We start from the raw sequence: 20,342 nt of genomic DNA, 5'->3' as shown, positions 1-20,342 counted from the left end.
GAGCGAGGCCGGAACGAACTGGCCAAAGGCGGTCACCAGAGCATCACCACCATCGAACTGCCGCTGACCGACACCAACACCGCCCCCGGACTCATTGAGCCAGGGATGCTGGTCGAGGTTCAGGACATAACCGGTGACTGGCAAGGGCTCTGCCTGCGAACCCATATCAGTGTCTCAGGGGGATTAAACGCCGTTATCCAGAGCGTGGAGCTTGAAAGGCATTACTAAGGACGATGACATGCCGGAAAAAAGAAAAGTGAAATTTGCTGCCGATTGTCCGGATTGCGAAATGTGAGGCGAAGCATTCTGCGAGGATTGCAATACACATTATTGGGAGTGCAGCTGCCCCGGTCCACATCAAGACGATGAGTACGACTACATGATGGAGGACGGGGAACTTTTTGCTGTAGAGAAATAAGTGCCCGGACAGCGAAAAATCCGGGGCTTGTGCATCCGAAAACCCTTTAAATAAACAGATGCATTTTAACCTTAGCATACGGATAAAAAGCAATGGCCACTACCAACATCTGGCAGCAATTCAAATCCCTGATTCCCGAAGGAGCCAGAACCGTCGTCACCATCACCAGCAACAACGGCGACGGAACCAGCACCGCAACATTGAGAGATGGAACGAGTATCAGAGTTCAGGGAGAAACAGTCGTGCCAGGGAATAAGGCACTAATAGAAGACCGGGTGGTCAAAGCCGAAGTACCGGGGCTGGCGGTTTATGAGGCTGAGATATAGGAATAGCCACCTGAAAGGCAAAGACAGCCACCACTACAGCCACTAATAGGGGAAAACAAAAGTAACAGCCACTTAACTAATGTACCAATTCTATATAACTCTAAGATTATTAAAGGAAAATATGACTATAAAAATTAGTACCTGTCTAGGGTTTCCTAATCAACAATCAGGACATTCATTGTTCAGTGATCGGTTCCAGTCAGCAAATTATCAATTGTGTTATCCCATCGGCAGGGATATTGCACCTGCGCCGTGAACCATTTGGCACCGGAATGCTCCTGGATATCCGTGGTGAGGCTGGCTTTGCTGCCATAGAGCATTTCCAGACGAGAGCGGATATTGTTCAGAGCAATCTGATTGCCTTTTGAAATGGTCTCTGTATATGGCATCGGATTTTTTACAGAAATCTGAACCATTTGGTGGTCAATATTGATGGAGATCGTAATGCAGCCACCGGCCTCCAGAGGCTGGATGCCATGGTAAACGGCGTTCTCAGCCAATGGCTGCAATGTAAAGGGAGGAATGGCCAGTCGATCTGGAAGTTCGCCGATCTGCCATTGGATCTCAAGGCGATCGCCCAGCCTTTGCTGCTCGATTCTCAGGTAACTTTCGCTGATCTGTATCTCTTTCTGGATGGGAACGACAGCACTTCTATTCTGCAGGCTGGCTCTGAAGAGATCCGAGAGGTCTTCCACTGCCTGTTCCGCCTTTTCAGGGTTAATCTGAATCAGGCTGGCAATGATGTTCATCGAATTAAACAGGAAATGAGGGCGGATATTCGCCTGCAGTGAGTCGAGGCGGGCATTGTGGATAACGTGTTGTTGCAAATTGACTTCGTACTGGATGTAAAAATAGCGCAGCAGCATCGCGGAGATAATCAGTGCAGCCAGCAGGTTGCGATTGACCTGCTGCCAGTCAGGTTCAAAGTGAATAGGGGATAGTAAAGCCTGAGAGAGCAGAGTAAGCAGCAGCGTAATGATCTGCACTCCCAATAGAGAGATCATGACAGACTGCCAGGTGGGAAGCTTCTTCAGAAAAGGTCTGGCCAGATAGAGAAAGGCGCTGCTGGAAAGCACAATCCACTGAACAAAGAGTGACAGCATAGCCAGTCGTGTCCAGCTGAAGTCGATATCGCCGGGCAGGGCAAGGACCTGAACCAGAACAAACAGTTCTGAAATCAACACCAGCATAAACACGGACTGACCAGAGCCAAGGTCGGGCAGAAAAAAGTCATCTTTGTTGTGCTGGGTTTGGATCATAATGCTGCGGCTCTTGCTCTCACTTCGATTGTGAGAATCCATACTTCTCAGGGGATTTTCGTCTCAGACAGCCTCTCAAGAATGAGAAGCGATTCATCATTGTTATCGGAAGCATGTCTATTCTCTTGTCCTGAAGGAGACTGTGAGCGATGCAATCAATTCATGACACCGATATAATGCCTCAGCTCTCAATGCCCAATGACGGATCGGCATTGATTGTACGTTCGTCTTTAAAAAATGAGAACAGGGTGGGGAAGAGATCAATGTCGTCAGATCATTCAGCAGAGAAGGGTGAAAAGAGCAGTAACCAGCAGTGGGGTGGGCGTTTCAGTGAAGGTGTTGATGCCTTTGTTGCCCGTTTTACCGCTTCCATTGATTTTGATCGACGCCTGTACCGGCATGATATCCAGGGATCCATGGCTCATGCACAGATGCTGCATCAGGCGGGTATTCTGAGTGAAGATGAACTGAATGCCATTACCTCCGGCCTGGAAGGTATTCTTGACGATATTGAGAAGGACCGTATTGACTGGTCCATAGAACTTGAAGATATCCATATGAATATCGAGGCTCGCCTGACGGATCGTATTGGCGCTGCCGGCAAAAAGCTTCATACCGGGCGTTCCAGAAATGACCAGGTCGCTACCGATATTCGTTTATGGCTGCGTGATGAGATTGACACTCTATCAGAAGAGCTCAAGCGTCTTCAGAGCGGGCTTTTGGATGTTGCCGAGCGTGAAGCAGACACCATCATGCCGGGTTTTACCCATCTGCAGACAGCACAGCCGGTGACGTTCGGCCATCATCTTATGGCCTGGTATGAGATGCTGGTACGTGATTATGAGCGCCTGCAGGACTGCCGCAAGCGTGTCAATATCAGTCCTCTGGGGGCTGCCGCACTGGCGGGAACCACCTACCCTATCGATCGGGAATTCACAGCATCAGCCCTTGGTTTTGATCGTCCTTCCCGAAACTCTCTGGACTCCGTAAGTGACCGAGACTTTGCCATTGAGTTCTGCGCAGCTGGCGCCCTCATCATGACCCATCTGTCGCGCATGTCTGAAGAGCTGGTACTCTGGACTTCTGCACAGTTTAACTTTATTGATCTTCCCGACCGCTTCTGTACCGGCTCTTCCATTATGCCTCAGAAGAAGAACCCGGATGTGCCTGAACTGGTCAGAGGCAAAACAGGGCGGGTTAATGGTCATCTCGTGTCTTTGCTGACATTAATGAAATCCCAGCCGTTGGCTTACAACAAAGACAATCAGGAAGATAAGGAGCCACTGTTTGATACGGTGGATACGCTCAAGGATTGTCTGCGGGCATTTGCTGATATGGTGCCGCATATTCAGGCGCGCAAAGAAAGCATGCTGGAAGCGGCTCGCAGAGGTTTCAGTACCGCTACCGATCTGGCTGATTACCTGGTGCGCCGCGGAATGCCATTCAGGAATGCCCATGAAGTGGTCGGAAAGGCTGTGGCCTTTGGTATTCAGGAAGGTCGAGACCTGTCTGAGATGACGTTGGCTGAGCTTCAAGTCTTCTCTGATACTATTGAGCAGGATGTATTTGATGTCCTGACGCTGGAAGGTTCTGTGAGTGCCCGTAATCATCTCGGTGGTACGGCACCAGAGCAGGTCAGACTGGCAGTGTTGAATGCCCGTAAAACATTTTAAAGAGTGGTGGTTGTTCTATTCCCATGGGAATAGAACAACCACCATGGTTGATATACTTTTGAGCCGTTTTTAAACCCATGAGCTTGTTGTTACACCAGATTGTTTTGCGGCAGGCAGAGCGTTCGCCTTCCTCAAAAGCCCTGGGCTGCAAAGACCAGTGGTTTGATTACCAGACTGTTTCTCGCCAGATTTGTTCGGTTGCAGCCGGGTTGCAGAAGCTGGGGCTTGCCCAGCATGAACGGGTGGCGATCTACCTGCCTAAAACGCCCGAGGCTGTCTTCAGCTTCTTCGGTGCAACCGCGGCTGGTGGCGTCATGGTGCCGGTAAACCCGGTTCTGAAAGCACCACAGGTCTTTCACATTCTCAAAGACTGCAATGTTCGAGTCCTGATAACGAACAAGGCTCGATATCAGCAGTTAGAAGCTGAAATCCACCAGTGTCATGACTTGATTCATATCATTCTTGTTGATGCTGAGCTTGTATTTGATAGCTATGCCGATGCGGACTCTTTGAATAACAGTCCCCTGGATGGTACTTTTGCAAACAGGCAGTCAGCAAATATGCTCAGCTGGGCGAATTTCCTCAAGCCCTGCGCCTGGTGGGAACCTGTGTCGTCTATTGATGCGGATATGGCGGCGATTCTTTATACCTCTGGCAGTACTGGAAAGCCCAAAGGTGTTGTCCTGTCTCACCGGAATATGGTGACGGGTGCCAGCAGTGTTGCAGAGTATCTCGGCAATACACCGGAAGATCGCCTGCTCTGTGTTCTGCCATTCAGTTTTGATTACGGTTTCAGCCAGCTGACAACGGCATTTCTGGTCGGTGCCAGTTGTTACCTGCTGGAATATCTTCTCCCAAGGGATGTCATTAAAACGGTTGAGAAGCAACAGATCACCGGACTTGGCCTGGTTCCTCCTCTCTGGGTTCAGATTGCCGATCTGCCATGGCCAGAAGGGGCGGGTGACAGCCTGCGTTACTTTACCAATACCGGCGGCGCCATGCCGACGGCTACGTTGGCTGTACTGCGAAAGCGTTTTCGTTATGCCAAGCCTTACTTGATGTATGGTTTAACCGAGGCATTCCGTTCCTGCTTTCTTCCTCCCGAGCAGGTTGATTTACGGCCTGGGTCTATGGGTAAAGCCATTCCCAATGCGGATGTGATGGTGATCAATGAACTGGGCGAGATCTGTGGACCCCATGAGCCCGGCGAGCTTGTCCATCGAGGAGCTCTGGTCAGCATGGGGTACTGGAATGACCTGGAGCGAACCGCCGAGCGTTTCAGACCTGCCCCCTGCGCTATCCCAGAAATTCCCAATAAGGAGCTGGCGGTCTGGTCGGGTGATATCGTGCGCAAAGATGACGAAGGTTATCTTTATTTTGTCGGGCGTCGCGACGATATGATCAAAACATCCGGTTATCGGGTCAGTCCAACGGAAGTGGAAGAGGTGGTCTACTCATCCGGGCTGGTGGCAGAAGTGGCTGCCATCGGTGTCCCTCACTCCCGTTTGGGGCAGGCTATTGTGTTGGTCGTGGTGAGCAGTGACAGCAGTGCGATTGATGAACCATCACTGATCCGCCACTGTCAGCAATGCCTGCCCGCCTATATGGTGCCCATGCGCGTTATTCAGCAACCTGCTCTTTCCAGAAACCCCAATGGAAAAATTGATCGCAAGCCATTACTGGAAGAATACCGAAGGCTTTTTCAGGATGATCATGAGGAGGCACTTTTTTCGTGAATAGCCTTGTGAAGAGCCCTGTGAAAGAGAGTATGAGTAAAGGACATCATCGGCTGGAGGCTCTCCAGTCCAGAAACAATCAATTACTGATTGCCGGGCGTACTGCTGCTGAGCTGGTGAATATTGCAGGCTCTTCACCCTGCTACATCTACGACCGACAGGCTCTGACACAAAGAGTTGCTCAGTTCCGACAGCAAATGCCTGCCGAGTTGAAGCTTCACTACGCCATTAAAGCCAACCCAATGCCTGCGGTTGTTGGTCATATGGCGCAGTGTGTTGATGGGCTGGATGTGGCTTCCCATCGAGAAATGCTGGTTGCCCTGGGCGCGGGTATGGATGCTGCTAATATCAGTTTTGCTGGGCCAGCAAAGGGCGAGCATGAACTGAGAGCCGCCGTTGCTGCTGGTATTACCATCAACATTGAGTCTCCCCTTGAGCTGCAAAGGCTGTACCTTTGTCATCAGGAAATGGGTATTCGCCCGCGCATAGCCTTTCGTGTGAACCCGGACTTTGAATTAAAGACCTCTGGGATGAAAATGGCTGGTGGTCCCAAACAGTTTGGTATCGATGCTGAACAAATGCCGTCTATTTTATTGGCACTTGATTTGGATAAACTGGACTTTCAAGGGTTTCATATTTTCTCTGGATCGCAGAACTTAAAAGCGGAATCTTTGATAGAGTGTCATCAGCAAACTTTTGAGCTAGCCGCGAGGTTAGCTGACCAGGTTTCTGCCCCGGTAAAGCATATAAATATCGGTGGGGGCCTGGGAATTCCCTATTTTCCCGGAGAACAGGCGCTGAACATCGAAGGTATTGCAGAAAACCTGCAGCAGCTTCTGGATCATCGTCCTGAGTCTCTCAAGTCATCAGAGATTGTGATGGAGCTTGGGCGCTGGCTGGTGGGTGAGGCGGGGTATTATATTTGTCAGGTGACGGATAAAAAGGAATCCCGTGGGCAGACTTTCCTGATGACCAATGGAGGGTTACACCATCACCTGTCAAACTCGGGCAATTTTGGCCAGGTAATCCGTAAAAATTACCCTGTTGTTCTGGCTCACAGCCTGGAAAGTGAGGATCAGGAGGTGGTTGAGGTGGTTGAGGTGGTTGGGCCGCTCTGCACTCCTCTGGATATAGTGGGAGCAAAACTGGCGTTGCCAAAGGCAGAGGTGGGAGACTTTATTGTTGTTCTGCAGTCCGGCGCGTATGGCGCGACAGCCAGTCCACAAAAATTTCTCGGACACCCAGAAGTGGTTGAGCTGTTAATCTAACCAGAGAAAGCCAGGCCGGAATCATTCTGGCCTGGAAATAAATAGCTGGGACAATCAGGCTTCTGCCCCAGCAGTGTCTACATACGAAAGAACAGAGCCAACGGTTTCAAATAGTTCGGCATCCAGATCATCGTCATTGACTGCAATTCCAAACGTTTCTTCCATTGCAGTAATCAACCCTACCACTGCCATAGAGTCGAACTCCGGAAGGGCTCCCAGTAGCTCAGTCTGTTCGTTGAACGCACTGGTGTCCAGCTTGAGAAGATCTGCCAAAATGGCGTTCATTTGTTCCAGCTTGGTCATTTATCATCCCGAGGGTTTGTTTCAATCGCAGATTCAAATCGACTGCCGGGCAGGGTATCTGAATTAAAATCCATCGTTGAATCTCCTCATCACAGCTCAGGCTATGACTCGTTACTTCGCCTTACCTTTTAATCCAGCCTCGTGGCGTGGTTTGAATCTTTGATTGATTAAAAATCGGCAACTTTAGGCATTTTCCGACGATGGCGCAACTGTGGTCGTCAGCATGAAATAAACGGAAACTTCTATTTTGTGATTAACATTTTATCTGTGAGTCCAGTGCCTGCCAGACTAAACCCGGTGTCATCGGTGCAAAAATTTCAGGGTCTGTTTTAGGAAACTCACCGGTTGGACACTGCTCAAGGGTCAAGTGCTTCTGACCCATGCCATAAGCACCGACTTTTACTGGGCTGGTAGGGCCATAGAGAGAGACCGCGGGTGTTTCCAATGCTGCCGTTAAATGCCCGAGGCCGGTATCAACAGCAACTGCAGCCTGAGCTTCACAAATGACACCGGCAACTTCGGCCAGTGACAGTTTCGGTAGCACTGTTGCCTGGCTGCTTGCACTGGCGATGCGCTCTGCTCTGGCCTTTTCAGTGTCATTACCCCAGGGCAGTACGACATGAAACCCAGCCTGATTTACTTTCTGAGCCAACTCGCACCAGTAGTTTTCAGGCCAGTGTTTTGTGGGCCAGGTAGTGCCATGAATAAACACCACATAAGGCTTTTCATTTACCAGCCCCTTGGGAAACTTGTCTTTGTTCAGCAGAAACTGGCCTGGCGCTTTGGGTAGTACATAAGCAAGGGACTTGGCAAAGAGCTGTCGAACACGCTCAACGGCGTGCTGTTCCCATGCGACTGATTGAGGAAACTGGTAAAAGCGGCTGGCAATGGGTTCGCGGGCAGAATGTTTATCCAACCCAAATCGAGGCCCCCTGGCTTTACTGGCAAGGAAAGCGCTTTTCAACAAGCCCTGAGCATCAATCACTACATCGTAGTTACTGGCACCAATGATCTTTTTGAATTGCTGCCACTCCCCGGACTTCCAGGTTTGAATCAAAGACTTGCGCCAGCGGCGAACAGCGACGGGAATAACCTGGTCAACAGCAGGATGCCAGGCTGGAATCTCGGAAAAACTCTCCTCCACGACCCAGTCAAAACGGATGCCGGGCAGTGCTGATGCAGCATCCGTCAGTGCTGGAAGGGTGTGGATGACATCCCCCATGGAGGAGGTCTTTACCACCAGAACACGCTTTGGTTGAGTCAACGGGAATCACTCCCTTCTTCTACCAGCTTCATTTCAGGATGCTCTTCATGCTTATTTTCCTGATGGGCTGTCAGATGAGTGATGGCTGCCAGAACCCTATCAGGAGACAGTTGCTTCATGCAGTTCATATGCCCAAGCGGGCACTCCCGTTTGAAGCATGGGCTGCAATCCAGCTTCATTGACAGTGTTTCACTGTTTTTATTCATTGGCGGCGTATGATCGGCAGTGGTGGAGCCGTAAACGGCAACCAGTGGCCGATTCAGTGCTGCGGCTATGTGCATCAGGCCTGAGTCATTACTGACCACAGCGCTGGCATAGGAGAGCAGGTCGATGGCATCGGCCAGAGAGGTTTCGCCAGCCATATTATGACAGTGGTGCTGTAATGAATCAGGCAGGCAGTTTTTGATTTCTGATGTGATCGCTTTGTCTTTGGCTGAGCCAAACAGCCAGACCTGCCATCCCTGCTCAGAAAGGGATCGTGCTACTTCCGCATAGTATCCGGTTGGCCACTGCTTTGAGGGGCCAAACTCAGCACCCGGGCAAAGTGCCAGAATGGGCATGTCGGTATGCAGGTCATAGTGGCGGAGGACTTTGCTGACCGTATTATCATTTACCTGAAGTGCTGGAATTGGCAGGGGCTTTGGTAGTGAGGCACCGTCCGGATAGGCGAGGGCGACAAATCGCTCAACCATAAGAGGGTATTTGCTTTTATCCAGCTTGCGAATGTCATTCAGTAGCCCGTAGCGCATTTCTCCGCGCCAGCCAATGCGGTGTTTGATGTGTGCCCACAGAGGAACCAGCGCCGATTTGAACGAGTTGGGCAAAGCGATGGAGTGTGTGTAGCCTTCCGCTCTCAGGCTTTTGCCGAGCTGGTAGCGGGCTTTAAGCCCGAGTTTGCCATGCCCCAGAGGCATATCAATACCTCTGCGAACTTCGGGCATGCGCTCAATGATCGGCAGGCTCCAGGCTGGCGCAAGTACATCGATTATGGCATCAGGATGTTGTTGTTTTAGGGCAATGAACAGCGTTTGTGCCATTACCATGTCCCCCACCCATGAGGGACCGACGATGAGATATTTCATCCCGTCTGGAATTCCTTATATTGAATGGGGAGGAATTATAAGCGGTGTTTGGAATATGTAAAAAGTAAGAGGCGATGCCAGTCTACTTTTTGCAGGCTGGTGAGCAAGGCTCTCCAAGGCTGGAGAGCCTCATTAGATAGAATTAAGCCTCTGGAACGGCCTTCAGTGTAGCAACCAACAGATCCCAGAACTTGGCAACGCTCTGGATATGTACTTTCTCATCCGGAGAGTGCGGGAAGCGGATGGTTGGTCCAAAGGAGATCATGTCCCACTCTGGGTATTTGCTGCCCAGCAGGCCACATTCCAGACCGGCATGAACGACTTTAACGCCGGGCGCCTGGCCGTACAGCTCAGCATAAACCCGCTTCATTGTGGCCAGAATCTGGGAGTCTGGGTCTGGTTTCCAGCCCGGGTAGCTGTCGGAGAAGATAACTTCGGCGTCCAGCATTCTGAACAGACCGGCTACCGCATCACTCAGAGCGTCATTACAGCTGCCTACCAGGCTTCTTGGCAGAATATGGGCTTTGATCTTACCATTCATTAATGGTCAGAACACCCATGTTCAAAGAGGTTTCTACCACGCCTTCAATGGAGTCACTCATTCTCTGAGCACCATTTGGACAGGCATCCACTGCAGCTACCCACTTGTTCTGATCCTGAACAGACATCAGCTCAGCAGCAGGTACTGAATCACTCAGAGTCAGTTTCAGGTTCGGCTCCACAACAGCCAGCTCTGCAGTCAGTTCATTACTGCACTGATCAATAATGTTGTTACAAGCGACCAGTGATGACTCAGGGATGGCAATGGTGGCAGACGCTTCACGGGGGATGGCATTGGCCAGGGAACCACCGTTCAGGCTGGCGATACGGACACCTTCTGCCTCCAGGCGATGAAGGGCACGGATCAGCAGTTTGATCGCATTGCCTCTGCCCAGATGAATATCACATCCTGAATGGCCGCCTTTGAGTCCGGAAATGTACAGTGTTTTGAAGACCAATCCATCCTGGGCTGATTCAGTTGAATAATCACCATTAATTTCGATACGGGTACCGCCAGCACAGCCAATATAGAGCTCACCCTCATCTTCAGTATCCAGATTCAGAAGAATCTTGCCTTCCAGAATACCTTGCTGAAGCCCTTGAGCGCCGATCATTCCGGTCTCTTCAGTAGCCGTGAACAGGGCTTCAACAGGACCATGCTGCAGATCTTTGGAAGCTAATACCGCCAGCGCTGCAGCCATGCCGATACCATTATCGGCACCCAGGGTCGTGCCCTCTGCAGTAACCCAGTCTCCATCGATATACGCTTTAATGGGGTCAGTCGGGAAGTCATGAACTGTGTCGTTATTTTTCTGAGGCACCATATCCATATGGCCTTGAAGAATAACTCCAGCACGGTTTTCCATACCGGGAGTCGCATTCTTGCGAATGATGACATTGCCTACCGCATCGGACTGCCACTCAAGATTGTGCTCTTTGGCAAAGCCAATCAGGTGCTCACGAATCTGTTCTTCATGGAAAGAAGGGTGGGGAATATCACATATGGCGGAAAAGTGCTGCCATAGCGCGTGAGGCTGCAGTTCATGGATAGCGCTCATTTAAGACTCCAGTGCTAATTATGTTGACTGCTGTATCGGAATATTTATTTGCAGTAGCCGTATAGTGGGGGCGTTGGGGGTAAACATCAATGAGGGTTTTCTACTTTGTTGCTTTATAAAGTGTAAAACAGTCGTCAGTTAGTAACAGAAGAACTGTGGCGGTATCGACTTTTTCTCCTATTCTTCCAGTTGATATATAAGTCAGTGTAAGGATGTTTTGGCGATGAAATTCTACAATGTTTTTCTAAAGCAAAAACTGGTCTGCTGGTTTTACGCAGTTCTGCTTGCATCCACTGTGCTGGTTGCTGAAGGGGCTTATACCGGGCCTGGTTCAGATGTTGGCAGCACAACGGTATCAGCTATTCTGAAGAAGCCTCAGGATGATATGCGAGTTGTTCTTAAGGGGAATCTGGTTCGCAAGATAAAGCATGAAACCTATATGTTCAGTGACGGCACCGGTGAGATCATGGCGGACATTGATGATAAGGACTTTCCATCACAACCGGTCAATGCAAAAACCAAAGTAGAGATTATGGGTGAGGTGGATGTTGATCGGAGGTCAGGCGTTGAAATAGACGTAAAATCACTGCGCATCATCAGCCAGTAGGGTAACGAAAGCACACAGAGAGTACAACAGGCTAACTGTCATTTTTCAGAAAGTTAGCCATTGTCTGTTACTTTAGCAAAGGCTTAACCACTCAGGGTTTTCCTGACGCTTGCCACGAACCTGGTCAAAGTACATGGACTGAAGCTTTTCGGTAATCGGACCACGCTTGCCGCAGCCAATCTTGCGCCCATCGTGTTCACAGATAGGCATAACTTCCGCAGCCGTACCGGTAAAAAATGCTTCTTGAGCAATATACACTTCATCACGGGTGATACGCTTTTCCCGGACTTCCAGTCCAAGCTCTCTGGCAAACTGGATGATGGTGTCCCGGGTAATGCCTTCCAGGCAGGAAGTCAGTTCCGGTGTATAGAGAATGCCATCCTCTTTCACAATAAAGATATTCTCTCCACTGCCTTCAGCGACATAACCTTCATTATCCAGAAGCAGCGCTTCTTCACAGCCACTGTCCAGTGCTTCCCGCAGAGCCAGCATAGAGTTCATGTAATTACCATTGGCTTTGGCTTTGCACATGGTGATATTTACATGGTGTCGTGTATAAGAAGAGGTGCGGATTTTTATGCCACGCTCAAGTGCTTCTGGAGACATGTAAGACGGCCAGTTCCAGGCAGCAACCATGGTATGAACCTGAAGACTTTCAGCTCTTAATCCCATGCCTTCTGAGCCCAGGAAACACATTGGGCGCAGGTAGGCTTCGTCCAGACCATTCTCGCGAACGACGAGCTTCTGTGCTTCGTTCAGCTCTTCCTTGCTGTAGGGAATTTCCATTCTCAGGATATGGGCACTGCGAAACAGGCGGTCAGTGTGTTCCTTCAGGCGGAAAATGGCTGGCCCTTTTGGCGTGTTATAGGCTCTGACGCCCTCAAAAACCCCCATCCCGTAATGAAGGGTGTGGGTCAGGACATGAGTTTTGGCTTCACGCCAGGGTACTAACTCTCCATCTAACCAGATAACGCCATCACGATCGGCGAAAGACATCGGGAAACTCCAGTTTTAAATTGTTTTATGGCTTGTTCTTTTGGGAAGGTGTTCCGTTTGTTGTCAGCGGTCACCGCCCTGGAGGCTGCCTGAGAGTAATCTACCCTCAGGCAGCCTCCCAGGCCCTGCTGTTTTCGCTTCAGTTGCTTTATTACTGAAAAGCGGGGACATGCATGCTTAAGTGGGCCTGGCTATATGAATCAATTTCCCGTGTCAGGGTGTGACACGGAATGAAATCTTCGATTCAGGAGGCTGTCTTCTATCATCGTTTTCCCTGTGGGTTTTGGTGACAATGACCTTACAGGGTGACATCAATCAGCATCCGTTGGTAACAGAGTTCTGACTAGTCGCTATTGGATCATAAAAAACGCAGGATGCCAAAGCTCAGTTTAGTCGGGATATTCGACTATTCATGATTCTTCCACGTCCATACATCCATCCCAGATGGAAATCACATTTTGGCGAAGGCTTTCTGCAACCGCCTCTTCGGCTAAAGGATCTTCATTCTGTAATGCCTTTTGATGGATGCAGAGCCGGAAGGTTTTGTAGGCCTCCCGGAGCTGGTAGGCATCGTCCTTGCTGAGAAGTCCCACGGTTTCCAGTTCTTCAGAGATCCGCACATTGTCGGTCCACTTCAACAGTGAAGGGTGCTGGCTTGAGTACCGTAGAACAGCAAACTGCATCAGAAACTCAATATCCACGATGCCACCCGGGTCATGTTTTAAATGGAACACTCCACCACTATTAGATGAAGTGGCTGTTGGCCTGGTACCCAGGTGTTCCCGCATTTTCTGGCGCATGTCCACAACATCATCACGCAGTTTTTTAATATCCCGTTCCTGCTTGAGGATGTCTGACCTCAGACTTTCAAATTTCTGTGCAAGCTTAGGGTCACCAGCAATTACCCGTGCACGTACCAGGGCTTGATGTTCCCAGGTCCAGGCATCCTCTTTCTGGTATTTCTCAAAGTAAGTGAGGGAGTTGACCAGTAACCCTTTAGAGCCGGATGGGCGTAGCCTCATGTCCGCATCGTAAAGGATTCCGGAGGGTGTCTGCGTCGTCAGAATATGGATGATTCGCTGACCAAGGCGGGTATAGAAGGTTGTACTGTCAATAGCCCTTGGGCCATTGGTCTCTTTATTGGTTCCTCCGTTATGGATAAATACCAGGTCAAGATCAGAGCCCGGGCCTAACTCAATACCGCCAAGCTTGCCGTAGCCAACAATAATGAAGCCCGGATCACACAGGTTGCCGTCAGTATCCTGAGGCATTCCATGCTTTTCGATCAGGTTTCGCCAGGCAATGGCAAGAACAGAATCAAGAATCACTTCAGCAATCCAGGTCAGGTAATCACTCTCTTTCATCAAAGGCAGCGTGCCGGAAACCTGAGCAGCTGTTACTCGTAAGACATGGGCCATCTTGAAGTGACGCAGTACTTCCATCTGGTTTTCAAGATCATCTTCCGGAATATGAGCCAGTTGCTGTCGCAGTTCATCAGCCAATGCTTCTTTTTCCGGTGGATTGTAGAGGTCACCAAGGTTGAGGAACTCATCCAGAAGCGCAGGAAAGCGGGCAATCTGTTCCGCAATCCATGGGCTGGCAATACAGAGTTTGCCAAGGTGCTCCAAGGCGGCAGGGTTTTCGATGAGCAGAACCAGGTAAGCCGTTCGACGTAATACAGCCTCAATCAGCGGAAGAATTCGCAGTAAAAAAGTATCAGGCTCAGTGGAGCTGGCAGCCACTCTCAACAGCAAAGGAATAAATTTATCCAGTCGGTCACGGCTCTGCCTGCGAACTCGGGTGATGGCTTTTCCATCACGTAGAGAAACCAGGCGTTTCCAAGAGGCGTCAATATCCTTGAAGCCCTGCTGTACCATCAGCTGTTGCTCTTCTTCCTCACTGAGCTGGCCAAGCCATAGGGCTTCCCACTGGTCGCTGTGAGACTCTTTGGTATTTGTGGTTTCAGGATCGGCGATAACCGCATCGAAGTGGGTAGTGACGTGCTGGCGGTGTTCTTCCAGTGTACTGAGCAATTCGGACCAGTCTTTTTGTCCCATGCTGAATGCGACCCGTGCCTGAGTTTCTGAGCTTTTCGGCAGATCCTGAGTCTGTCGGTCGGCAATAGCCTGAATGGCATGTTCAAGGTTGCGAAGGAAGATGTAAGCGGCTTTCAACTCACTGGCTTCGTCAGGAGAGAAATAATGTTTGTCCAGCAGGGTTGAAAGAACACTCAGCAGGTTTCTTTCCTGAAGGCTGCGATCACGTCCCCCATGGATTAGCTGGAAGGACTGAATGATGAACTCAATCTCGCGAATGCCTCCTGGCCCAAGCTTGATATTGCTCTCCATTCCTTTGCGTTTTACTTCCCGCCGGATCAGCTGCTTCATTTCCCGAAGGGCGCTGATGGAGCCAAAATCAATATAGCGACGATAAACGAAAGGGCGTAGCTGGCTGAGCAGTAGCTGGCCTGCAAGGATATTGCCGGCAACCACTCTAGCCTTCAGCATGGCGTAACGCTCCCAGTCCCGCCCCTGGTCCTGATAATACTGCTCCATCGCAGCAAAGCTCATGGCCAGGGCTCCACTGGAACCATAAGGTCGTAGTCGCATATCAACCCTGAAGACAAAACCATCGGCACTCTGACAATCCAGCACTTTGATCAGTCTCTGGCCAAGGCGGATAAAAAACTCCTGATTGGTAATGACCTTCTTGCAGCCACGGGTTTCCCCCTGGCAGGGGTAGGTGAACATCAGGTCGATGTCTGAAGAGAGGTTAAGGTCTTTGGCACCCAGTTTGCCCATACCCAGTACCACCATTTTCTGGGGAACTGGCTCTTCATCCGGTATGTTTGTGCCATAGGGAGTTCCCATGGTCTGGCAGCAGTCCTGATAAAGCCAGTTGAGTGCGCTATCAATGCAGGCGTCAGCCAGGGCGGACATATCTGCTGTGGTTTCCTGCATGCTGACCCGACGATTCAGATCGAGCCAGATAATTCGGAGCATTTCCTGGTTACGGTAAAGTCTGAGAGCCTTGATCAGATTCTGCTCATTCTCAACAGTTTCAAGCACTTTTTGCAGACGTTCTGGATGGGTTTGGGCGAAATCAGGGAGTTTGTCATGGTTTTCCAGAAGGCTGGAAAGCCACTCAGGGTGACGAATACACTGCTGTGCGGCAAAGTCACTGCCTGCCCAGCAGTGGATCAATTCATCCATTAGCTTAGGGCTTAGCTGATCATTCTTATCAGGAAAAAGGCTGTCTGGAAGAGTAAATGACGGGTTGATATCAACAAACTGTTGCCAGTGAGCAGTGACAACGTTCCTGACCTCTTCAGGAATAATTTCAGGTGACCCGGAGGCAGTTAATTGTTGACTGAATTGTGCCTTGAGTGACTCCATAAACCCGCTCTCTTCTAGTTGCTGGAGCCATTTTATGGGAATGGTTATGGGACTGCCAGTAGGCGCAGGCCTTGTCAGATGCAGACGGTGTCTATAATGGGTGTTTTTAACGAAATAATATATTTCAGGCATGCTTATTATTCGAATAATGTCCTTTTTACCGTTTTTTTTGATTTATCGGTTGGGGTGGTTTTTTTATTTGTCGCTATACCACCTTTGTGGTTATCGAAAAAATATTGTCTGTAACAACATCAAGCAGGCTTTTCCCGAAAAAAGTGAAAAAGAAGTAAGGTTTTTGGCAAAGCAATTTTACCGGCACTTTGCAGATCTTTTTATGGAAGTTATTAAAGCGCATCAGATGAATGGCAAGGCTTTTAAAAAGCGCTGCAGGATAAAAGGTGGGGAACAGCTAATTCGACAATCCACTCTGCGAGGTGTTGAGAAGGCCAAACCAGTTATTGTGTTAACCATCCATCAGGGAAACTGGGAGTGGATGCTCCATGCCGTTTCGCAACATCTTGGTGTGCCTATTGATCCGGTTTACAAACCTTTGCACCACAAAGGCTGGGATCAGTTTATCCATGAGATTCGCAGTCGCTTCAACTCCCGTCCCATTCCAATGAAACAGGCTGGACGGAACATCCTTAAGCGCAAAAATGGTTTCCGACTTTTTGTAATGCTGGCTGACCAGACTCCGGTAGAAGGTGAGCGCAGCTATTGGGTCTCTTATCTCAACAAAGAAGCGCCTTTTTATCTGGGCGCAGAAAAAATTGCCTTCCTGACCCAATACCCTGTCTTTTTTGCTCAATGTCGGCGACTAGAGCGTGGCTACTATGAGCTTGAGTTTAAAGAGCTGGCAGTGCCCCCTTATGAAAATACCAGAGACAAAAACAATCATCAGATTATTGATGCTTATGTAAAGGCGGCGGAAGCTGCAATCTATGAACAGCCGGAAACATTCCTATGGAGTCATCGCCGTTGGAAAAGAAGGCGGAAAAGTAATGAATGAATCGTGGCCCCATTGGACTTGATCAAGTACGAAATTCCTCCTAGTTCAAATTCCTGTTTATAGGTAATTAGCTACCTGATGGTGCCATATATTGACTAATATCAAATTTTCTCTCGGCAGAATCTGAGGTAGTTCGGTTTTTAGCCAATAAACTCCAGAGTTGACTGATAATGGGTTGAATTGTTTGTTTTTGTTACTTGTGGCGCGAGATTTTTCCTGAAAAATCAATACTTTTTGTAAAAAAACTACACGTAAGTACTGCTACTCATTGCGGGAATTGCTTATCTTGTAGTTATATTACATTTGATTAATATCAATTTTTTTTTAAGCTTGGGCTGTTAGACGAAATTTGTTCGGTATGCTTGATGTTGCAAGTGATCAACCATTAACAATAGCGAACACAAAGTTTGGTGTGGCAGTTTGATACGTCAACAGGCGTAAGGGTCAGCAGTATTGCTACTCGCTTGGCAGGGTAACTGGGCATCAGACTCACCTGCGAAGCTGGCGAGATAAAGAGCATTACCTCATATGGGAGGGGCTGTCTGATCCATTCCGACCATTATGTCCGGAAACTCTGATCCAGGGTCAGGGCAGGATTCGTATTCCTGCCCTGACTTTGTTTCGTCTGCGCCTGACCTGGGAGTTTGGCTGAGAATAGATTGCCCTGCATTGTTGGCAGTCTATTCTCAGTCAGGTTCCCAGCTCTATCGATCTTGGAGCCGATTTGTATGCATTTAATGACGATAGTTCCAGATAATTTTTAACAAAACGATCACTGTTTAACATTTCCCAAAAAATCCCCATCAAATCAGATAAATACAAGACTTATTAACAAGCGTCAGTGTATCAATATATATCAGAACTATCGTGCATGTTTCGCCCAAACAGCGACCAAAACAGCGACCAAAACGAAAAAAACGGCCAAAACAGCGACCAAATTATGTAAATATAAACAAGCGCCGTCTAATATCTAATGGTGATATATCAGTACAAAAAGAAAAAGAAGGAGTAACCATGAGCAGTATTAGTGATGCCGCTATAGCGGAGTTAGAGACAGAGCTAAGTGGGACAAAAATAAAAAGAGAGTTGACTGGTAAGCTGGATGGAAAACCCGGTGTTTTGATGGCTAAAGTCAGAGCCAATAAAACAGAGCTTTATTACAAATACTATTTTGATGAAAAACGTCAGACCATATTACTTGGTAAATACACTCACCTCAGAAAAAGTGGATTCATAACGCTGGCGCAAGGTTACGATAAGGCTATGGAATATGCCGACATCAGAAGCCAGGGAAAAGACCCGAAAGAAGTTATCAACAAGGAAAAGGAAAAAGCTGAGTCAGGGCTACGCAGAAGAAAGAAGCAAGCACAGATACAAGGTTATGGAACATTCAAACGATTACTTGATGAGTATGTAAACACGCTAAAAGAACCTGGCACAAAACAGGTCGTGAGTAGTTTTTTTAACCGCATTCACAAACACGCTCCTGAGTTATTGACCATGCAGGCAAGGGATATAGAGTGGATGCACCTGGCTCCTATCTTTGAACAAATTCTTAGTGAGGATAAAGGCCCCACCGCCAACAACCTGCTGACCTACATTAAAGCGGCATTTAATAAGATGATGAGCGTGACCTTAGAAAGCGGCATGATGCTCACAGCAGATCAGGAATTTAGGTTGATAGCCAACCCCGTACAGCACATCAAACAAAATCAGAAATACATGAACCCAGGCAAGGATGAGTGGCCAGAGCATGAACTGGCGGCTATCTGGCACAACGCAATAAAAGTCAACGGCCCTATAACAGGGCGATTTATCCGCTTTACTATTGCGAACGCTGGTCAGCGCATTAAACAGGTTCTGAGGGTTCCTTGGGAGCATTACCAGCTTGAATATGAAAATCAGTATGGAAATCCATATTTAGAAGTACACAACATGAAAAAGAAAAGGGGAGGCAAACCGGTGCCACACATAGTGCCCCTAAATAAACTGGCTATGGCAGAGCTAACCGAATTAAAAGATATTACCGGTCATTGTGTTTATCCATTTCCTGGGAGAGTAGGATCGGGGGTCAGAACAGACACCTATATGGATCATTCTCGCATGAACAGACCAATGCAGGTGCTTTGTGAACGTATAGGGATACAGAAACGAACGCTGGGAGAAACCAGAACCACGATTAAAACCATGCTGGGTGTTTATGAGGAGCTAGATAAACACACTAAAAACCTATTGCATGGGCATGGCTCTATGGATACTTCCGACATCAACTATGACAAGTTTCTATATTTTCAGCAGAAGCGAAAAGCGATGGACTTATGGAACGATGGATTAGAAAGGATGTTAGAGAGATATAGAGGAACGGTGGTGCGGTAGGGTAAATTACCCTAACCGCCGATGCTCCACCCATGCAGTGATTTCTGAACGTTTCCAAGCTACAGACCGAGGCCCGATCTGAATGCGGTTCGGAAACTTGCCGTCCCTTTCCGCACGATGGATCGCCATGCGATTGAGGCCTGTTAGCTTTTCCACTTCAGCAGCACGAATAAGCTCGTCGTCTTCAGTGTTGCCAGGAAGCTGCAGGAAGCAGGCATCAATAGCAGCCTGAGTTGTCACCAGCCGATCCTTACCGGTTTTGGCATAGCGGATATTTTGCCGCTTCAGAAAGCGCTCCAATTCGTCGAGGGTTGCATAGCCTGTCCATTGCAGCAGGCATTCAGTATCAATCAGTCGTTCAATACCCATGACCATCACCTCCCTTATAAATGCTCGCCATCGATTTCGGAAACGTTACGCACCTTCAATTCGGGCTTGCTATCCACATCTGAGTGCTGGATAACAAATTCACCGCCCTGAAAGGTTTCATACACTGGCTGTGCTTTTGTCAGCAGTTTAAGCAGCACTACCGCATCCTCCACCGAGTCCAACAACCATTGATTCGTGCCAAAAGAAACCACGTATACATTCTCATCCATAAGATTGTCCTTTTTAGAGGAGGCTCCCATCAGAGTGCCTTATTGAGATCCGCAGCACTGGAGACAGCGCCGTCGATAATTTCACCGGTATCCATATCCACCACGACACCGCCGTCATCGTTACGCAGCAGCGCCTCGTTATGTTGAGACAGGCCTGCGTCTGCCCGTTCATCCAGACCGACAGCGGTGAGAGCTTCAATAGAAACCGGGAGGTATTTAAACAGCCGACGGACAACGGTCTTTTTTGCCATTTCTTCAAAGTGCGTCTGCCACGGCCCGTCGTTTTTGGCTTTTGAGGAGTCACGTACTTTCATGATCTCCTCAACGGTCATGTATTCCACCTGAGAGCCACCGCCCTGCAGCTGCGCCACAGCGTAGACACCCAGCACACCACCACGGTCACCATTCAGGCGTGGCTTGTGGATAACCCGGG

Annotated in this window: 19 protein-coding genes; 8 read left to right on the top strand and 11 right to left on the bottom strand. The window is 49.0% G+C overall.

Translation table 11 applies throughout. The features are described from left to right. Together AK963_RS14640 and AK963_RS14635 are read left to right on the top strand one after the other, a co-directional pair. The coding region (locus AK963_RS14640; protein WP_083232662.1) for a hypothetical protein at positions 1-228 on the top strand (228 nt) is incomplete at its 5' end. Positions 229-510: 282 nt separating this feature from the next. Beyond that, entirely contained in the window at positions 511-744 is a 234-nt protein-coding gene (locus AK963_RS14635) for a hypothetical protein (RefSeq protein ID WP_066016188.1), read from the top strand. A gap of 182 nt (positions 745-926) precedes the next feature. Here AK963_RS14635 and AK963_RS14630 read toward each other — a convergent pair whose 3' ends face one another. Continuing rightward, the gene (locus tag AK963_RS14630) at positions 927-2,045 is read right to left on the bottom strand and encodes a sensor histidine kinase (RefSeq protein ID WP_083232661.1); all 1,119 of its coding nucleotides are present in this window, start codon (positions 2,043-2,045) and stop codon (positions 927-929) included. 221 nt (positions 2,046-2,266) lie between these two features. Here AK963_RS14630 and argH point away from each other — a divergent pair, with 221 nt between their 5' ends. The 3 genes from argH (at position 2,267) to AK963_RS14615 (ending at position 6,680) form a co-directional block, all read left to right on the top strand. Next, positions 2,267-3,676, top strand: coding sequence for an argininosuccinate lyase (gene argH, locus AK963_RS14625; RefSeq protein ID WP_066016187.1), 1,410 nt, complete (start codon positions 2,267-2,269; stop codon positions 3,674-3,676). 77 nt (positions 3,677-3,753) lie between these two features. Continuing rightward, complete coding sequence (locus AK963_RS14620; RefSeq protein ID WP_066016186.1) at positions 3,754-5,412, top strand: acyl-CoA ligase (AMP-forming), exosortase A system-associated; 1,659 nt, start codon at positions 3,754-3,756, stop codon at positions 5,410-5,412. Further along, complete coding sequence (locus AK963_RS14615; protein ID WP_238593739.1) at positions 5,409-6,680, top strand: pyridoxal-dependent decarboxylase, exosortase A system-associated; 1,272 nt, start codon at positions 5,409-5,411, stop codon at positions 6,678-6,680. The genes AK963_RS14620 and AK963_RS14615 overlap by 4 nt, the downstream gene beginning before the upstream one ends. Before the next feature lie 54 nt (positions 6,681-6,734). On the opposite strand, the gene AK963_RS14610 is transcribed toward AK963_RS14615, so the two are convergent. From AK963_RS14610 to pepD, 5 genes are all read right to left on the bottom strand, one after another. Further along, positions 6,735-6,983 (bottom strand): acyl carrier protein, encoded by a 249-nt coding sequence (locus AK963_RS14610; protein ID WP_066016185.1) that lies wholly within the window; start codon positions 6,981-6,983, stop codon positions 6,735-6,737. A 253-nt stretch (positions 6,984-7,236) separates the two neighbouring features. Continuing rightward, positions 7,237-8,247: a lipopolysaccharide heptosyltransferase I gene (gene waaC, locus AK963_RS14605; RefSeq protein ID WP_066016184.1), complete on the bottom strand. Its 1,011-nt coding sequence runs from the start codon at positions 8,245-8,247 to the stop codon at positions 7,237-7,239. Next, positions 8,244-9,329 (bottom strand): lipopolysaccharide heptosyltransferase II, encoded by a 1,086-nt coding sequence (waaF, locus tag AK963_RS14600; RefSeq protein WP_066016183.1) that lies wholly within the window; start codon positions 9,327-9,329, stop codon positions 8,244-8,246. The genes waaC and waaF overlap by 4 nt, the downstream gene beginning before the upstream one ends. Positions 9,330-9,471: 142 nt before the next feature. After that, on the bottom strand, positions 9,472-9,870 hold the full coding sequence (locus tag AK963_RS35390) for a M20/M25/M40 family metallo-hydrolase (protein WP_238593738.1): 399 nt from the start codon (positions 9,868-9,870) through the stop codon (positions 9,472-9,474). Continuing rightward, positions 9,860-10,927 (bottom strand): beta-Ala-His dipeptidase, encoded by a 1,068-nt coding sequence (pepD, locus tag AK963_RS14595; protein WP_238593737.1) that lies wholly within the window; start codon positions 10,925-10,927, stop codon positions 9,860-9,862. The genes AK963_RS35390 and pepD overlap by 11 nt, the downstream gene beginning before the upstream one ends. A 223-nt stretch (positions 10,928-11,150) precedes the next feature. Here pepD and AK963_RS14590 point away from each other — a divergent pair, with 223 nt between their 5' ends. Continuing rightward, positions 11,151-11,534, top strand: coding sequence for a NirD/YgiW/YdeI family stress tolerance protein (locus AK963_RS14590; protein WP_066016182.1), 384 nt, complete (start codon positions 11,151-11,153; stop codon positions 11,532-11,534). A gap of 72 nt (positions 11,535-11,606) precedes the next feature. On the opposite strand, the gene AK963_RS14585 is transcribed toward AK963_RS14590, so the two are convergent. After that, positions 11,607-12,530 carry a branched-chain amino acid transaminase gene (locus tag AK963_RS14585; protein WP_066016181.1) on the bottom strand — a complete coding sequence of 308 codons (924 nt, stop codon included), beginning with the start codon at positions 12,528-12,530 and terminating at the stop codon, positions 11,607-11,609. Between the two features lie 410 nt (positions 12,531-12,940). After that, entirely contained in the window at positions 12,941-15,925 is a 2,985-nt protein-coding gene (gene glnE / locus AK963_RS14580) for a bifunctional [glutamate--ammonia ligase]-adenylyl-L-tyrosine phosphorylase/[glutamate--ammonia-ligase] adenylyltransferase (protein ID WP_066016180.1), read from the bottom strand. Positions 15,926-16,055: 130 nt separating this feature from the next. On the opposite strand from glnE, the gene AK963_RS14575 reads away from it, so the two are divergent. Further along, on the top strand, positions 16,056-16,934 hold the full coding sequence (locus AK963_RS14575; RefSeq protein WP_083232660.1) for a lysophospholipid acyltransferase family protein: 879 nt from the start codon (positions 16,056-16,058) through the stop codon (positions 16,932-16,934). 1,014 nt (positions 16,935-17,948) lie between these two features. Next, positions 17,949-19,310: a tyrosine-type recombinase/integrase gene (locus AK963_RS14570; RefSeq protein WP_066016179.1), complete on the top strand. Its 1,362-nt coding sequence runs from the start codon at positions 17,949-17,951 to the stop codon at positions 19,308-19,310. Positions 19,311-19,316: 6 nt separating this feature from the next. Here AK963_RS14570 and AK963_RS31390 read toward each other — a convergent pair whose 3' ends face one another. The 3 genes from AK963_RS31390 to AK963_RS14555 all read right to left on the bottom strand — a co-directional run. Beyond that, positions 19,317-19,679 (bottom strand): helix-turn-helix transcriptional regulator, encoded by a 363-nt coding sequence (locus AK963_RS31390; RefSeq protein WP_083232664.1) that lies wholly within the window; start codon positions 19,677-19,679, stop codon positions 19,317-19,319. Positions 19,680-19,693: 14 nt separating this feature from the next. After that, positions 19,694-19,909 (bottom strand): hypothetical protein, encoded by a 216-nt coding sequence (locus tag AK963_RS14560; protein WP_139117419.1) that lies wholly within the window; start codon positions 19,907-19,909, stop codon positions 19,694-19,696. Positions 19,910-19,938: 29 nt separating this feature from the next. Beyond that, positions 19,939-20,342, bottom strand: a 404-nt coding sequence (locus AK963_RS14555; protein WP_175404527.1) for a recombinase RecT, incomplete at its 5' end; no start/stop codon positions are given.

The sequence above is a fragment of the Endozoicomonas atrinae genome (genome assembly GCF_001647025.1).
GTDB lineage: Bacteria > Pseudomonadota > Gammaproteobacteria > Pseudomonadales > Endozoicomonadaceae > Endozoicomonas > Endozoicomonas atrinae.
Note: the sequence above shows the minus strand (reverse complement) of the source record. Positions and strands in the feature narration are given on the sequence as shown.

Bases quoted from the DNA above. Each gene is read 5' to 3' on its own strand.
- AK963_RS14635 (WP_066016188.1), top strand. From the start codon at position 511: ATGGCCACTACCAACATCTGGCAGCAATTCAAATCCCTGATTCCCGAA.
- AK963_RS14630 (WP_083232661.1), bottom strand. From the start codon at position 2,045: ATGGATTCTCACAATCGAAGTGAGAGCAAGAGCCGCAGCATTATGATC.
- argH (WP_066016187.1), top strand. From the start codon at position 2,267: ATGTCGTCAGATCATTCAGCAGAGAAGGGTGAAAAGAGCAGTAACCAG.
- AK963_RS14620 (WP_066016186.1), top strand. From the start codon at position 3,754: ATGAGCTTGTTGTTACACCAGATTGTTTTGCGGCAGGCAGAGCGTTCG.
- AK963_RS14610 (WP_066016185.1), bottom strand. From the start codon at position 6,983: ATGACCAAGCTGGAACAAATGAACGCCATTTTGGCAGATCTTCTCAAG.
- waaF (WP_066016183.1), bottom strand. From the start codon at position 9,329: ATGAAATATCTCATCGTCGGTCCCTCATGGGTGGGGGACATGGTAATG.
- AK963_RS35390 (WP_238593738.1), bottom strand. From the start codon at position 9,870: ATGAATGGTAAGATCAAAGCCCATATTCTGCCAAGAAGCCTGGTAGGC.
- pepD (WP_238593737.1), bottom strand. From the start codon at position 10,927: ATGAGCGCTATCCATGAACTGCAGCCTCACGCGCTATGGCAGCACTTT.
- AK963_RS14590 (WP_066016182.1), top strand. From the start codon at position 11,151: ATGAAATTCTACAATGTTTTTCTAAAGCAAAAACTGGTCTGCTGGTTT.
- AK963_RS14585 (WP_066016181.1), bottom strand. From the start codon at position 12,530: ATGTCTTTCGCCGATCGTGATGGCGTTATCTGGTTAGATGGAGAGTTA.
- glnE (WP_066016180.1), bottom strand. From the start codon at position 15,925: ATGGAGTCACTCAAGGCACAATTCAGTCAACAATTAACTGCCTCCGGG.
- AK963_RS14575 (WP_083232660.1), top strand. From the start codon at position 16,056: ATGCTTATTATTCGAATAATGTCCTTTTTACCGTTTTTTTTGATTTAT.
- AK963_RS14570 (WP_066016179.1), top strand. From the start codon at position 17,949: ATGAGCAGTATTAGTGATGCCGCTATAGCGGAGTTAGAGACAGAGCTA.
- AK963_RS31390 (WP_083232664.1), bottom strand. From the start codon at position 19,679: ATGGGTATTGAACGACTGATTGATACTGAATGCCTGCTGCAATGGACA.
- AK963_RS14560 (WP_139117419.1), bottom strand. From the start codon at position 19,909: ATGGATGAGAATGTATACGTGGTTTCTTTTGGCACGAATCAATGGTTG.